The sequence below is a fragment of the Thioclava sp. ES.031 genome (genome assembly GCF_002563775.1).
In the GTDB taxonomy this organism is placed as follows: domain Bacteria; phylum Pseudomonadota; class Alphaproteobacteria; order Rhodobacterales; family Rhodobacteraceae; genus Thioclava.
Genome location: NZ_PDJO01000001.1, coordinates 364,172 through 377,966, shown reverse-complemented (window position 1 = coordinate 377,966; position 13,795 = coordinate 364,172). Strand labels below are relative to the sequence as shown.

At 66.3% G+C, this 13,795-nt stretch carries 14 protein-coding genes; 8 read left to right on the top strand and 6 right to left on the bottom strand.

All coding sequences use genetic code 11. From position 1 onward, the window contains the following. Positions 1-28: 28 nt before the first annotated feature. Positions 29-388, top strand: a complete 360-nt coding sequence (gene grxD, locus AXZ77_RS01910; RefSeq protein ID WP_078522053.1) for a Grx4 family monothiol glutaredoxin — start codon at positions 29-31, stop codon at positions 386-388. Positions 389-493: 105 nt separating this feature from the next. Here grxD and AXZ77_RS01905 read toward each other — a convergent pair whose 3' ends face one another. The 3 genes from AXZ77_RS01905 to AXZ77_RS01895 all read right to left on the bottom strand — a co-directional run bounded on the left by AXZ77_RS01905 (position 494) and on the right by AXZ77_RS01895 (position 1,773). Next, positions 494-1,117 carry a DUF1523 family protein gene (locus tag AXZ77_RS01905; RefSeq protein WP_078540327.1) on the bottom strand — a complete coding sequence of 208 codons (624 nt, stop codon included), beginning with the start codon at positions 1,115-1,117 and terminating at the stop codon, positions 494-496. 7 nt (positions 1,118-1,124) lie between these two features. Further along, a complete protein-coding gene (locus AXZ77_RS01900) occupies positions 1,125-1,403 on the bottom strand; it encodes a hypothetical protein (protein ID WP_098409812.1) in 279 nt (92 codons plus the stop codon). Positions 1,404-1,464: 61 nt separating this feature from the next. Then, positions 1,465-1,773 (bottom strand): hypothetical protein, encoded by a 309-nt coding sequence (locus AXZ77_RS01895; protein WP_078522055.1) that lies wholly within the window; start codon positions 1,771-1,773, stop codon positions 1,465-1,467. 115 nt (positions 1,774-1,888) lie between these two features. On the opposite strand from AXZ77_RS01895, the gene AXZ77_RS01890 reads away from it, so the two are divergent. Further along, positions 1,889-3,169: an acetylornithine deacetylase/succinyl-diaminopimelate desuccinylase family protein gene (locus AXZ77_RS01890; protein WP_098409811.1), complete on the top strand. Its 1,281-nt coding sequence runs from the start codon at positions 1,889-1,891 to the stop codon at positions 3,167-3,169. 138 nt (positions 3,170-3,307) lie between these two features. Here AXZ77_RS01890 and panC read toward each other — a convergent pair whose 3' ends face one another. From panC to AXZ77_RS01875, 3 genes are all read right to left on the bottom strand, one after another. Next, positions 3,308-4,147, bottom strand: coding sequence for a pantoate--beta-alanine ligase (gene panC / locus AXZ77_RS01885; protein ID WP_098409810.1), 840 nt, complete (start codon positions 4,145-4,147; stop codon positions 3,308-3,310). Further along, positions 4,144-4,968 (bottom strand): 3-methyl-2-oxobutanoate hydroxymethyltransferase, encoded by an 825-nt coding sequence (gene panB, locus AXZ77_RS01880; protein WP_098409809.1) that lies wholly within the window; start codon positions 4,966-4,968, stop codon positions 4,144-4,146. The genes panC and panB overlap by 4 nt, the downstream gene beginning before the upstream one ends. A 192-nt stretch (positions 4,969-5,160) precedes the next feature. Next, complete coding sequence (locus tag AXZ77_RS01875; protein WP_369679763.1) at positions 5,161-6,093, bottom strand: L,D-transpeptidase; 933 nt, start codon at positions 6,091-6,093, stop codon at positions 5,161-5,163. A gap of 198 nt (positions 6,094-6,291) precedes the next feature. On the opposite strand from AXZ77_RS01875, the gene AXZ77_RS01870 reads away from it, so the two are divergent. From AXZ77_RS01870 to AXZ77_RS01845, 6 genes are all read left to right on the top strand, one after another. Beyond that, on the top strand, positions 6,292-7,737 hold the full coding sequence (locus tag AXZ77_RS01870) for an aldehyde dehydrogenase family protein (protein ID WP_098409808.1): 1,446 nt from the start codon (positions 6,292-6,294) through the stop codon (positions 7,735-7,737). Between the two features lie 174 nt (positions 7,738-7,911). Further along, on the top strand, positions 7,912-8,652 hold the full coding sequence (locus tag AXZ77_RS01865) for an SDR family oxidoreductase (protein WP_078522060.1): 741 nt from the start codon (positions 7,912-7,914) through the stop codon (positions 8,650-8,652). A gap of 63 nt (positions 8,653-8,715) precedes the next feature. Then, complete coding sequence (locus AXZ77_RS01860; RefSeq protein ID WP_098409807.1) at positions 8,716-9,726, top strand: P1 family peptidase; 1,011 nt, start codon at positions 8,716-8,718, stop codon at positions 9,724-9,726. A gap of 33 nt (positions 9,727-9,759) precedes the next feature. Then, on the top strand, positions 9,760-11,238 hold the full coding sequence (locus tag AXZ77_RS01855) for an NAD-dependent succinate-semialdehyde dehydrogenase (RefSeq protein WP_098409806.1): 1,479 nt from the start codon (positions 9,760-9,762) through the stop codon (positions 11,236-11,238). Between the two features lie 113 nt (positions 11,239-11,351). Continuing rightward, on the top strand, positions 11,352-12,755 hold the full coding sequence (locus AXZ77_RS19660; RefSeq protein ID WP_098409805.1) for a YcjX family protein: 1,404 nt from the start codon (positions 11,352-11,354) through the stop codon (positions 12,753-12,755). Continuing rightward, positions 12,752-13,750, top strand: a complete 999-nt coding sequence (locus tag AXZ77_RS01845) for a YcjF family protein (protein WP_218000460.1) — start codon at positions 12,752-12,754, stop codon at positions 13,748-13,750. The genes AXZ77_RS19660 and AXZ77_RS01845 overlap by 4 nt, the downstream gene beginning before the upstream one ends. The last annotated feature ends 45 nt before the right edge of the window (positions 13,751-13,795 follow it).

Genomic DNA, 13,795 nt, shown 5'->3' with positions numbered 1-13,795 from the left:
CCAAGCGGGACGGAGAAAGGATTTAGCGATGAACGCGCAAGACCAAATCGCCCAGCAAATCTCTGAGAATGACGTCGTTCTCTTCATGAAGGGCACCAAGGACATGCCGCAATGCGGGTTTTCGAGCCGCGTCGCGGGCGTGCTCAACTTCATGGGCGTGACCTACAAGGACGTCAACGTGCTCGCGGATCAGGATATCCGTCAGGGCATCAAGGACTATTCGGACTGGCCGACCATCCCGCAGCTCTACGTCAAAGGCGAGTTCGTCGGCGGCTGCGACATCATCACCGAGATGACCCTCTCGGGCGAGCTGGATCAGCTGTTCGAGACCAAAGGCGTGAGCTTCAACAAGGACGCCGCCGAGCAGATCCGCGCCGCCAACGCCTAAGCGCAGATCAAGGTTTAACCGAAAGCCCCGTCACTCTGTGGCGGGGCTTTTGCGTTTAAGCGTCGGTCTGAGTCGGGCGCGGCCTGGCGGCCCTGCACCCGCGTCTCACTTGCGCCCGATGAAGCGGTCGAACCAGCCCTTCGCGCCTTCCTCGGCATCGTCCCAGGCCTCGCTCGCATCCTCGAATAGCGGATCGATCGAGCGTTGGCGGAACTGCCGCCACATCGCCCGAATTGTCAGCAAGACGATGACCAGCAGCGTCAGGATGATGATGCTGCCCCAGGGAATGATCCGCGTATCGGGCCCCGGCACGACCTTCAGCCCGACCGCATTGGGATAGATCGTCAGCCAGCGCGAGCGCCAGCCATAGCGCGTCACCGACACCCAGATCGGATCGGCCGAGGTCGAGATCAGCGACTCCGCCTGCGCCTGCAGGTCCGAACTGTCGAGCTTGAAATAAGGCGGCCAGCCCCAGCCGGTATCCTCGTTGCGGAAGACCAGCGTCTTGCCGTTGGGACGCACCGAGTTGATGAAGCGCACGTCGCGGCTGGTCGCGGTCGCAGTGCCGACGTCGGGCGCGGCCCAGAAGATCGAGTTCTCGCCGAAATCGACGCGGCGCACCTCGGTGCCGACGATCCGCACGATGTCATGACGCGGCAGGTTGTAATGCAGGAACACCGCGACGAAGCCGATCACGACCAGCCAGAAGCCCCATTTCACGTAACGCATCGGATTCTCACCTGTAATTCATCAGATAGATAATGAGCCCCACCACGACGATCGGCAGGACATAGACCAGCCAGATCAGCTTGCGCAGAAGGCTCTTCTCATAGTCCCGCATCCCGGCCTCGACGAAGGTATCGCGCGTGGTCTCGGCCCGGCCTTCGGCGGCGGCCTCGTTCCAATCCTCTTCCAGCGCCTCGCGCCGGACCGACCGGGCATAGAGACGCACCAGCCAGAACAGGATCGTCAGCACGATCAGCCCGAAGATCCCCAGTCGAATCAAGGCCAGCATCGCGCGCCCTCCTTGCCCCTCGCTGTCGCAAGCCTAGGCTGCGGCGGCGCGGTTGACCAGATCAGCCCTTCCGGCGCGCCATTCCGATCCGGATCAGCTTGATCACGATGGCCGAAGCCGCGACCGGGATCAGCGCGAGCACATAGGTCGCGGCGAACATCTGGCGCGGCACGTAGCCGTTCGAGCAGCTCGCCGTGTCGGAGAAGAAATGCAGCACGAAGCCCGCACCGCAGGCGGTGCCGGTCATGTAGAAAGCGGGCACGATCATCGCGACAGGCACCAGCGCCAAAAGCTTCGCCCAGTCGTATTTCGACAGCCACCCTCCGACCGCAATGCAAAGCACGAGCGCGAAGGCCAAGAACAGGTTCATCCGTCCCTCCGTAGGAATTTGCACCGCAATAGCGCGCGGGGGCGGTAAAAGCCATGTGTTTTCAGTCCTTGCGTTTTCGCTTGGCCCGCGGCGGCGCCCGGCGCTAGCCTTGGGTATGGACCTCGCCACCCGCCTGAAATCCGCCATCGACGCGCGCCGCGACGAACTGATCGCGCTGACGCAGGCACTGATCAGCATCCCGACACTGAACCCGCCGGGGCGCAATTACCGCGAAATATGCGACTTCCTCGCCGCCTATCTCTCCGAGCGCGGCTTCACGACCGAGCTGATCCGCGCCCATGGCGCGCCCGGCGACAGCGAGACCTATCCACGCTGGAACCTCGTCGCCCGCATCGAGGGCGCGCGCCCGGGCGACTGCGTGCATTTCAACTCGCATCACGACGTGGTCGAGATCGGCCATGGCTGGACCCGCGATCCGTTCGCAGCCGAGATCGACGGAGACCGCATCTACGGGCGCGGTTCCTGTGACATGAAGGGCGGGCTGGCGGCCTCGGTGATCGCGGCGGAGGCCTTCCTCGCCATCTGTCCCGATTTCGCGGGCAGCATCGAGATTTCCGCGACCGCCGACGAGGAATCGGGCGGCTATGGCGGTGTGGCCTATCTCGCCGAGCAGGGCCGCTTCGATCCCGCCCGCGTGCAGCATGTCATCATCCCCGAGCCGCTGCACAAGGACCAGATCTGCCTCGGCCATCGCGGCGTCTGGTGGGCCGAGATCGAGACCCATGGCCGGATCGCGCATGGCTCGATGCCGTTTCTGGGCGACAGCGCGATCCGCCATATGAGCGCCGTTCTGAGCGAGATGGAGGAGACGCTCTACCCGCTCCTTCTGGGCAAGCAGACCGAGATGCCCGTGATCCCCGAAGGCGCGCGGGCCTCGACGCTGAACGTCAATTCGATCCATGGCGGCGCGCCGGAAGAGGGCGCCGATTACACCGGCCTGCCCACGCCCTGCGTCGCCGATCGCTGCCGCATCGTGATCGACCGCCGCTTTTTGATCGAGGAAGATCTCACGGAGGTGAAGGCCGAAATCACCGACCTGATGGAGCGCGTGAAAGCCCAGCGTCCCAGCTTCCGCTATGAAATCCGCGACCTGTTCGAGGTGCAGCCCACGATGACCGACAAGGGCGCGCCGATCGTGCGTTCCACCGCCGCCGCGATCGAGGCCGTGCTGGGCCGCGAGGCGGCTTACGTCGTCTCGCCCGGCACCTATGATCAGAAGCATATCGACCGGATCGGGCGGCTGCAGAATTGCATCGCCTACGGCCCGGGGCTACTGGAGCTCGCCCATCAGCCCGACGAATGGGTCGGGATCGAGGATATGGCCGACAGCGCGAAGGTCATGGCGCTGGTTCTGGCGGAACTGCTGGGGTCTTAGGGGCGCTGCCCCTCGGCGCGGGCCGCGCCTCACCCCGGGATATTTCAACCAAGGCGAAGCAGGATCATTTCCGTCTTCGGGCTTGCCCAATTATCCCGGGGGGCGGCGGAGCCGCGGGGGCAGCGCCCCCTCGAGATATCAGACCGCGATGTTGTCGATCAGGCGCACATCGCCCAGCCAGATCGCAGCCAGCATCCGCGCCGGTTGCGACAGGTCCTTCGCGGGTTTCAGCCCGTCGACCGTGCGCAGTTCGAGATAATCGAGCGCCCCGAAGCCCGCGTCTTTCAGCTCGGCTTTCGCATCGTTGAGCGCACCTTCGACCGGCACGCCGTCGCGGATCTTCGCGGCCGCTTCCTGCATCACCGTATGCAGGCGCGGCGCCAATTCGCGTTCCTCAGCCGTCAACCGCACATTGCGCGAGGACATCGCCAGCCCGTCCTCTTCGCGGATGGTCGGGCAGCCGATGATGCGGATCGGCATGTTGAGATCGCGGGTGAGCTGTTGGACGACCTGCAGTTGCTGCCAGTCCTTCTCACCGAAGAACGCGCGCCCTGCCTGCGTCATGCCGAAGAGCTTCGAGCAGACCGTCGCCACGCCGTCGAAATGGCCGGGCCGGAACGCGCCTTCCAGCGGCTCGGTGATGCCCGCGACGGACACGGTGGTCGCGAACCCGTCGGGATAGACCTCGTCCACGCCCGGCGCGAAGAGCACATCGACCCCTTCCGCTTCCAGAAGCGCCAGATCCTGTGCCTCGTCGCGCGGGTATTTATCGAGATCCGAGGCGTTGTTGAACTGCATCGGGTTCACGAAGACCGTCACGATCACGCGGTCCGATTGCTTGCGCGCGGCGCGGGCGAGGCTGAGGTGGCCGTCATGCAGCGCGCCCATCGTCGGCACCACGCCGACCAGCATCCCCGAGCGTTTCCACGCCGCCACCTTGTCGCGCAGTTCAGCGGCCTTGCGGATCACCTGCGTCATTTCTTCACCTCATCGGCGAAGCTATGCTCGGCTGCCGGGAAGCTGCGGTCGCGCACCTCGGCTGCGTAATCGGCGACGGCGGCTTCGGCTTTCTGGCCAAGCTGGCCGAAACGCTTGACGAATTTCGGTTTGAAATCGGTGAAGAGGCCCAGCATGTCATCGACCACCAGCACCTGCCCGTCGCAGCCCGCGCCCGCGCCGATGCCGACGGTGGGGATAGCGACCATCGCGGTGATCTCATCGGCCAGCCCCTGCGGCACTTTCTCCAGCACCACCGAGAAGGCGCCTGCGTCGGCAACCGCCTTCGCATCCTTGACCAGACGCGCCCGGCTGTCGCCGCGGCCCTGCACCTTGTAGCCGCCCAGCGTGTTCACCGATTGCGGGGTCAGCCCGATATGGGCCTGCACCGGGATACCGCGCGCGGTCAGAAAGGCGATGGTCTCGGCCATATGCGCCCCGCCTTCGAGCTTCACCGCCCCCGCGCCGGTCTCGGCCATCAGGCGCGAGGCGTTGCGGAGCGCCTGCGCCGGGCTTTCCTCATACGACCCGAACGGCATGTCGATCACCATCAGCGCATTCGACAGGCCGCGTGCGACCGCTTGACCGTGGAGGATCATCATCTCCATCGTCACGCCCAGCGTCGAAGGCAGCCCGTGGAGCACCATGCCCACCGAGTCGCCGACCAGCACGAGATCGCAATGGCTGTCGACCAGCTTCGCAATCGGCGTGGTGTAGGCGGTCAGGCAAACGATCGGCGCGCCGCCCTTCATCGCGAGAATATCTGCGGGCATTTTCTGCCGCGTGGTTCCGGTGACGCTCATGGCATCCTCCTGATCTGCTTGCGCGCGAGTCCTAGCGTCACCCGGCCCGCAAGGAAAGACGTGAACGCGCAAACGCTGCGGCATCGGGGCGCGTATCGCGCGATTTGGCGCGGTTCTGGAAGGGCCGCGGCGCACGAAAAACGGCGCGAGGTTGCCCCCGCGCCGTGAGTATCATCTCGAAAATCGGCTCGATCAGTTGATGGTGTCGACGCAGGTGCCGGTGCCGGAATAGCCGCAATCGACGGTGGAGCTGGCAGTCTCGCCCGAGCCGCCGACCTCTTGGGCCATCGCGACCGACGCCTGATGCTGCTCTTCCTCGACCTTCTGCTGATCGGGGATCTGGCCCGCTTTCCACGCGGCCTCGTCCTCATTGATCGCCACCTGATTATAGGCGGAGACCACATAGCCCGAATGCAGCTGCACGACCGGGCCTTCCATCTCGAGGCTCTCGGCGCGGCTGCGCACCTTCACCGGCGTGCCCTTCGGCACTTTCGAGAACAGGTCGATGATGTCTTGATTGAACAGGCGGATACAGCCAGCCGACGTCGCACGCCCGATCGAGGACGGATCCATCGTGCCGTGAATCCGGTAATAGGTATCCCGGTTGCCCTGGTAGAGATAGAGCGCGCGCGCGCCCAGCGGGTTGTCCAGACCGCCCGGCAGACCGTCTTTCAGCGGCCCGTAGAGGTCGGGATCTTCCTGGATCATGTTCTGGGTCGGGGTCCAGCTCGGGTATTCCTGCTTGCGCTTGATCGTGGCATCGCCCGAGAAGGTCTTGCCGTCGCGGCCCACCGCGATGCCGTAGCGCTCTGCCTTGCCCGGCTCGGTGATGTAATAGAGGAAACGCGCATAGGGATCGACGACGATCGTCCCGACAGCTTCTGGCCCGTGATAGGGCACGATCTGACGACGGTTCCGCTCTACCAGATATTTCGGATTGATCGCCGGGATGGTTTTCCCGTCATCCTCGCGCGCCTGATATTCGGAGGGCACGGCCTTCGTCGACTGGGTCGGTTGCGCGTAGCGCTGTTCCGGCGCACTCGCGCAGGCTGCCAAGATGCCAGCCAGCCCGAAGAGCATGGCCGGGCGGATTGCGCGTTTGAGCGTCGAATAACTCGCGGTCACTTGCAATTTTCCTGTCTCTTTTTCGGTGGGCCTTCGGCCCGGTTCCGTCATTTAAGGGGCTAGATAGGGGAAAGTTCCCTCCACTCACACTCACATGAATGTGATCTGATCGCGTCCGGCAGATTCCTGCCCTCTTGATTTTCCGCGCGCGCGCGCCGAGCGTGCTGCGAAATCGCGTGACAAGAGGAGGTGCCGCGCATGAGTTTGCCGCTTTGGTTCGATCCCGAGGAGATGTTGATCGGAGGCGTCTGGCGCAAGCCCGATGCGTGCCTTTCCGTGGAATGCCCCTCGGATGGGCGCGAGATGGCGCAGATCGCCCGGGGCGGCAAGCCGGAGATCGACGCGGCGGTCGAGGCCGCACAGGCGGCGCTTGCAGGCGACTGGGGGCAGCTGAGCGCAGCGGAACGCGGGCGGCTCCTGCTGAAGATGTCCGGGCTCGTGCTGGCCCATGCCGAGGATCTGGCCGTGATCGAGGCGCTCGATGTCGGCAAACCGTTGACGCAGGCGCGTGCCGATGTGGCGGCACTGGCGCGCTATCTCGAATTCTATGGCGGGGCCGCCGACAAGGTGATGGGCGAGACGATCCCCTATCTCAACGGCTACACCGCCTACACGCTGCGCGAACCGCATGGCGTGACCGCGCATATCGTGCCGTGGAACTACCCGATGCAGATCATCGGGCGTTCGGTCGCAGCCGCCTTGGCGATGGGCAACGCGGCGGTCGTAAAACCTGCCGAGGAAGCCTCGCTCACCGCGCTGGCCTTCGGGCGGATCGCGCAAGAAGCGGGGATGCCAGCCGGTGCACTTAATATCGTTCCGGGTCTGGGAGAGGAGGCCGGGGCCGCGCTCTCGGCCCATCCCGGCATCCAGCATATCTCCTTCACCGGATCGGTCGCGGTCGGCCAGCACATTCAGGCCGCCGCCGCGGCGAATGCCGTGCCCGTCACGCTGGAACTTGGCGGCAAGTCCCCGCAGCTCGTCTTCGAAGACGCCGATCTCGACCGCGCGCTGCCCTTCCTCGTGAATGCAGGCATCCAGAATGCCGGGCAGACCTGTTCGGCCTCGTCGCGCATTCTCGTGCAGCGCGGCCGCTATGACGAGGTGCTGGAGAAAATGGCCGCGCGCTATCGCGGCCTGACGGCGGGGCCCGCGCTTGGCGATCACGACCTCGGCCCGCTGATCTCGGGGCGGCAGAAAGAGATCGTCGAGGGGTATCTGGCGCTCGCCTCCGACCTCACTATCGCGGCCCAAGGCCGGATCGCCGAGGATGTCCCCGCAGGCGGTCATTACGTTGCGCCGACCCTGATCGGCGGTGGCCACGGCGCGCATCGGCTCGCGCAGGAGGAAATCTTCGGCCCGGCGCAGATCGTCATTCCCTTCGAGGACGAAGAAGAGGCCCTCGCCATTGCGAATGGCACAGAATACGGGCTCGTCGCCTCGGTCTGGTCGGAGAATGGCGGGCGGACGATGCGGCTCGCGCGGCGGCTCCGTGCGGGTCAGGTCTTCCTGAACAATTACGGCGCGGGCGGCGGCGTGGAGCTTCCCTTCGGCGGCGTCGGCAAATCCGGACACGGGCGCGAGAAAGGGTTCGAGGCGCTCTACGGCTTCTCCACCTTGAAAACCGTCGCCGCCTGGCATGGCTGAGGGTTTCGGCTTGGCGGAAATATCCAGGGGGTGAGGCGGGATCAGCGGCCTTCCAGTGGAAGGACGCCCCGACGAACGCCCGAAGCGCAAGCGAAGGGCTGGCAGGCCGGGGGGCAGAGCCCCCTTGCACCCGATGTGTCCTGCGACAACAGTAGGCCCCGAGGAGGAGCACCGATGAGACTGGAAGGCAAAAGCGCGATCGTCACCGGCGCGGGCTCGGGCTTCGGCGCTGGGATCGCGCGCCGCTTCGCCGCCGAGGGAGCGCGGGTTCTGGTCGCGGATCTCAACGCCGAGGCCGCGCAGGCCATCGCGGATGAGATCGGCGGCGTGGCCTGCACCGTGGATGTCAGCCGCGATGCGGATGTCGCCGCACTGGCGCAGACGGCGCGCGAGGCGTTCGGGCAGATCGACATTCTGGTGAACAATGCCGGGACCACCCATCTGCCCAAGCCGATGGAGGAGGTGACCGAGGAGGAGTTCGACCGCGTCCTCACCGTCAACGCGAAATCGGTCTATCTGACGGCGCGCCATATCGTGCCGGGGATGAAGGCGCGCGGCGCGGGTGCGATCCTGAACGTGGCCTCCACCGCCGGCGTCAGCCCGCGGCCGAACCTGAGCTGGTACAATGCCTCGAAGGGCTGGATGATCACCGCGACCCGGGCGATGGCGGTGGAGCTTGCGCCCTCCGGGGTCCGCGTCAACGCGATCAACCCGGTCGCCGGGGAGACCCCGCTTCTGAAAAGCTTCATGGGCGAGGACACGCCTGAGATCCGCGCGAAGTTTCTCTCGACCATCCCGCTGGGGCGGTTCTCGACCCCCGAGGACATGGCGAATGCGGCGCTGTTCCTGTGCTCCGACGAGGCGAGCATGATCACCGGCGTCGCGATGGAGGTCGATGGCGGGCGCTGTATCTGAACGCAGGGCATTGAGTTGGGGGTGTTGCCCCCAAACCCCCAGGATATTTGGACCAAGAGGAAGATGAAGGCAGGGCCGAACAATCTGATCACCGATATCGCCGGGCTGCGCGTGGGCAATGCCGAGGATGCAGAGCTGCGCTCGGGCGTGAGCGTGCTGCTGGGCGAGTGCCCCTTCACGGCTGCGGTGCAGGTTATGGGCGGCGCGCCGGGGACGCGGGAGACGGACCTGCTCTCGCCGGACAAGCTGGTGCAGGAGGTCGATGCGCTGGTGCTTTCGGGCGGCTCGGCCTTCGGGCTGGGTGCCTGCGACGGCGTGATGGCGGGGCTACGGACCCAAGGCCGCGGTTTCGCGGTGGGCGATCAGCGCGTGCCGATCGTGCCCGGCGCGATCCTGTTCGATCTACTCAACGGTGGCGACAAGAGTTGGGCCGACACGCCCTATCCCGGGCTCGGGCGCGCGGCGCTCGAGGCCGCCACGGAGCGGTTCGAGATCGGCAGCTCCGGGGCGGGCTTCGGGGCGATGACCGGGACCTTCAAAGGCGGGCTCGGGTCGGCCTCGGCCGTGCTGGAGAGCGGCTTCACGGTGGGCGCGCTGGTGGCGGTGAATGCGCTTGGCTCGGTGACCGTCGGCGAGGGCCCGCATTTCTGGGCCGCACCTTGGGAAATCGCGGGCGAGTTCGGCGGTTTCGGCCCTGCGCCCCAGCATGATCCGAGCGCGATGCCCGAACCGATGAAACGTCAGGGCGAGGCCACGACCATCGCCATCGTCGCGACCGATGCCGCGCTCACGCAAGCGCAGGCGCAGCGCATGGCCACGGCCGCCCATGACGGCATGGCGCGGGCCATCGTTCCGTCGCATACACCGCTCGACGGCGATCTGATCTTCGCCGCCGCGACCGGCGAGAAGCCCCTGACCGATCCGGTCCGCGATCCGTTCCAGCTTGGCCATGCGGCGTCTTGCGTGCTTGCCCGCGCCATCGCCCGCGCCATCTATGAAGCCAAAGAACACCCCGGCGATCTGCAGCCCTGCTGGCGCAGCCGTTTCGGAACATCAAAAAGCCCGGCGCATTGACCGGACGACCCATCCAGCCCTTCGGAGGACATCATGCTCGACGACAAGACCGACCTCAAATCCATCCTCAAGGACCCCTCGCTTCTGGCGACCAAGGCCTTCGTCGCGGGCGAATGGGTCGATGCCGATGACGGCACCACCTTCGATGTGACCAACCCCGCGCGGGGCGACGTGATCTGCACCGTGCCCGACCTCGGCCGCGCCGAAACCGCCCGCGCCATCGCTGCCGCCGACGAAGCGATGAAGGACTGGTCCGCGCGCACCGGCAAGGAACGCGCGCAGATCATGCGCAAATGGTACGACCTGATGATGGAGAACCAGGACGATCTCGGCGCGATCCTGACCGCCGAGATGGGCAAGCCGCTCGCCGAGGCGAAGGGCGAGATCGCCTATGGCGCGGGCTTCATCGAGTGGTTCGGCGAGGAGGCCAAGCGGGTCTATGGCGAGACGATCCCGGGCCATCAGCGCGACAAGCGGATCACCGTGATCAAGCAGCCGATCGGGGTCGCAGCCTCGATCACCCCGTGGAACTTCCCCAACGCGATGATCGCGCGCAAGGCGGGCCCGGCGCTCGCCGTGGGCTGCGGTTTCGTCTGCCGTCCGGCCTCCGAGACGCCGCTCTCGGCGCTCGCGATGGCGGTGCTGGGCGAACGGGCGGGCCTGCCCAAAGGCATCCTCTCGGTCATCACCTCCGCGAAAGCCTCCGATATCGGCAAGGAATTCTGCGAGAACCACACCGTGCGCAAGCTGACCTTCACCGGCTCGACCGAGGTGGGCCGCATCCTGCTGCGTCAGGCGGCGGATCAGGTGATGAAATGCTCGATGGAGCTGGGCGGCAACGCCCCCTTCATCGTGTTCGACGACGCCGATCTCGATGCGGCGGTCGAAGGCGCGATGGCGTCGAAATTCCGCAATAACGGTCAGACCTGCGTCTGCGCCAACCGCATCTATGTCCAGTCCGGGGTCTATGATGCCTTCGCCGAGAAGCTGGCCAAGGCCGTCAACGCCCTCAAGGTGGGCGACGGCCTGAAGGAAGGCGTCGAGGCCGGTCCGCTGATCAACGAGGAGGCGGTCGAGAAAGTGCAGGAGCATATTCAAGACGTGCTCAAGCATGGCGGCTCGATCGTCACCGGCGGCGCGCGTCACGAAATGGGCGGCACCTTCTTCCAGCCGACCGTGCTAACCGGGGTCACGCAGGAGGCCAAGGTCTCGCATGAGGAGACCTTCGGCCCGGTCGCCCCGCTCTTCAAGTTCGAGACCGAGCAGGAGGCGATCGCCAAGGCCAATGACACGATCTTCGGTCTTGCGAGCTATTTCTACGCCCGCGATGTGGGCCGCATCACCCGCGTGCAGGAGGGGCTGGAATACGGGATCGTCGGCGTGAACACCGGCCTGATCTCGACCGAGGTCGCGCCCTTCGGCGGCGTGAAGCAATCCGGTCTGGGCCGCGAGGGCTCGCATCACGGCGTCGAGGATTATCTCGAGATGAAATATATCTGCCTGGCGGTCTGAGACCGAGCCGAAGCGGAAGGACAGTTCAGAGGGCGGGCCGCGTGTCCGCCCTCTCTTTCATTAATACTCACCGCTGCTTATCTTGTGCGTGAACAAGAACGAGGGGCCGGGCTTTGGGCATTTCCGACATTGCGGACGGGATCACGCGCGGGATCGAGGGCATGGGCCATTCGGTCTCGGAGGCGCTGTTCGAGCCGGTGATCCGGCTCGGCGTGACGGGTCTGTCGCGCGCGGGCAAGACCGTCTTCATCACCTCGCTGGTCGCGAACCTGCTGGATCGCGGGCGGATGCCTGCGCTGGGGGCCGCCTCGGATATCACCGCCGCCTATCTGCAGCCGCAGCCCGACGACACCGTCCCGCGCTTCGACTATGAGAGCCACCTTGCCGCCCTGACCGGCCCGTCGCCACATTGGCCGGACGGCACGCGCGCGGTCTCGGAGCTGCGGCTGTCCTTCCGCATCCAGCCGCGCGGGATGCTGGGCGCGGTGCGCGGGCCGCGCGTCGTGCATCTCGACATCGTGGATTATCCCGGCGAATGGCTGCTCGATCTCGGGCTGATGGACAAAAGCTATGCCGAGTGGTCTGCGGAGGCGCTGGCGCCTCTGCCGAACCGTCCGCAAGGCGCGGAGTATCTGGCGCAATCCGAGGCGGCGGATGGCACGACCGAATTCACCGAGCCGCAGGCCAAGGCACTGGCGGCGGGCTTCACCCGCTATCTGGTCGCGGCGCGCGATGCAGGGTTCTCCGACTGCACGCCGGGGCGCTTCCTGTTGCCCGGCGAGATGGCTGGATCGCCCGCGCTGACCTTCGCGCCGCTGCCCGAGGGTGACGCCCCTCGCGGCTCGCTCCGGCGCGAGATGGAGCGCCGCTACGATGCCTATAAGCGCGAGGTCGTACGCCCCTTCTTCCGCGACCATTTCGCCAAGATCGACCGGCAGGTGGTGCTGGTCGACGTGCTGGGCGCGATCCATTCGGGGCCCGCTGCGCTCGACGATCTGCGGCAGGCGATGGCGGATATTCTGATGGCCTTCCGCCCGGGGCGCGCAAGCTGGCTGACCTCGCTGATCGGGGGCAAGCGGGTCGAGAAAATCCTCTTCGCCGCCACCAAGGCCGATCACCTGCACCACACCCAACACGCCCGCCTCACCGCGATCACCGGCGCGCTGCTGCGCGAAGCCAAGGACCGCGCCGATTTCGCGGGCGCGAAGACGCTGGCCCTGTCGATCGCGGCGCTGCGCAGCACCACGGAAGAAACCCTCTCGCATGACGGGGCGGAATTGCAGGCCGTGCGCGGGCGGCTGGAGAGTGGCAAGTCGGTCGCGCTCTATCCCGGCGAACTGCCCGCCGACCCGGCGCAGCTTCTCTCGCCCGCGGCGCAAGGGGCCTCCGCGTGGCTCGACGAGGACTATTCGATCATGAACTTCGCCCCGGCCCCGGTGATCTTGCGACCCGGCGAAGGCCCGCCGCATATCCGGCTCGACCGCGCGGCCGATTTCCTGATCGGGGACAAGCTATGAAAAAACCGGTGATGATCGAGATCGAGGACGCGCCCTCACCCGCCGAGGCCGCGCCGATCGAGGATATGCCGCATGCGACCGAGGAGCGGCTCGAAGGCCGCGCCATGCAGATCGCAACCCGGCTGGGGGCGCGGCGCACCTCGCCCATCGTGCGGTTCTTCTGGCGCGCGAGCGTGGCGCTGGTGGGCTTCCTGATCTCCGTCGCGCTCTGGCGTTTCATCGACGGGCTGTTCGCCACCCATCCGATCCTCGGCTGGATCGGCACCGGGCTGGTCGCTGCCTTCGCGCTTGGCGCGCTGCTGATCACCGGGCGCGAGATCGCCGCGTTTTCAAGGCTGGCCCGCCTCGACAAGGTCCACAAGGAAGTCTCCGAGGCGCTGAGCGCCGACGACCTAAGCCGCGCGCGCAAGGTGACGGCCCATGTCTCGGGCCTCTATTCGGCGCGGCCCGAGATGGATTGGGCGCGCAAGCGGCTGGCCGAGCAAACGGGCGAGGTGCTCGACACCGACACGCTGATGGGGCTAGCGGAGACCGAGCTGATGGCCCCGCTCGACGCGGCCGCGCGGCTGGAGATCGAGGCCGCCGCGCGTACCGTCGCCACGGTGACCGCGGTCGTGCCGCTGGCGCTGGCCGATGTCTTCACCGCGCTCACCGCGAACCTGCGGATGATCCGGCGCATCGCGGAAATCTATGGCGGGCGCTCGGGCACGCTTGGCTCGATCCGGCTGGCGCGCACGGTGATGACCCATCTCGTCGCGACCGGTGCTGTGGCGGCGGGCGACGATCTGATCGAGACCGTCACCGGCGGCCATCTGGTCTCGAAACTCTCGCGCCGGTTCGGCGAAGGCGTCATCAACGGCGCGCTCACCGCCCGCGTCGGCATCGCCGCGCTGGAGGTCTGCCGCCCGATGCCCTTCCGCAAGTTGCAAAAGCCCCGCGTGACCAACCTGATCGGGCGATCGCTTACCGGGGTCTTCGGCAAGAAAGAGGACTGAGCCTCTTCCTCTTGGCAGAAATATCTCGGGGGGTGAGGCGGGTCT

What these genes read in the sequence shown, in the direction of transcription:
- grxD (WP_078522053.1), top strand. Translation starts at nt 29, where the DNA reads ATGAACGCGCAAGACCAAATCGCCCAGCAAATCTCTGAGAATGACGTC.
- AXZ77_RS01905 (WP_078540327.1), bottom strand. Translation starts at nt 1,117, where the DNA reads ATGCGTTACGTGAAATGGGGCTTCTGGCTGGTCGTGATCGGCTTCGTC.
- AXZ77_RS01900 (WP_098409812.1), bottom strand. Translation starts at nt 1,403, where the DNA reads ATGCTGGCCTTGATTCGACTGGGGATCTTCGGGCTGATCGTGCTGACG.
- AXZ77_RS01895 (WP_078522055.1), bottom strand. Translation starts at nt 1,773, where the DNA reads ATGAACCTGTTCTTGGCCTTCGCGCTCGTGCTTTGCATTGCGGTCGGA.
- AXZ77_RS01890 (WP_098409811.1), top strand. Translation starts at nt 1,889, where the DNA reads ATGGACCTCGCCACCCGCCTGAAATCCGCCATCGACGCGCGCCGCGAC.
- panC (WP_098409810.1), bottom strand. Translation starts at nt 4,147, where the DNA reads ATGACGCAGGTGATCCGCAAGGCCGCTGAACTGCGCGACAAGGTGGCG.
- panB (WP_098409809.1), bottom strand. Translation starts at nt 4,968, where the DNA reads ATGAGCGTCACCGGAACCACGCGGCAGAAAATGCCCGCAGATATTCTC.
- AXZ77_RS01870 (WP_098409808.1), top strand. Translation starts at nt 6,292, where the DNA reads ATGAGTTTGCCGCTTTGGTTCGATCCCGAGGAGATGTTGATCGGAGGC.
- AXZ77_RS01865 (WP_078522060.1), top strand. Translation starts at nt 7,912, where the DNA reads ATGAGACTGGAAGGCAAAAGCGCGATCGTCACCGGCGCGGGCTCGGGC.
- AXZ77_RS01860 (WP_098409807.1), top strand. Translation starts at nt 8,716, where the DNA reads ATGAAGGCAGGGCCGAACAATCTGATCACCGATATCGCCGGGCTGCGC.
- AXZ77_RS01855 (WP_098409806.1), top strand. Translation starts at nt 9,760, where the DNA reads ATGCTCGACGACAAGACCGACCTCAAATCCATCCTCAAGGACCCCTCG.
- AXZ77_RS01845 (WP_218000460.1), top strand. Translation starts at nt 12,752, where the DNA reads ATGAAAAAACCGGTGATGATCGAGATCGAGGACGCGCCCTCACCCGCC.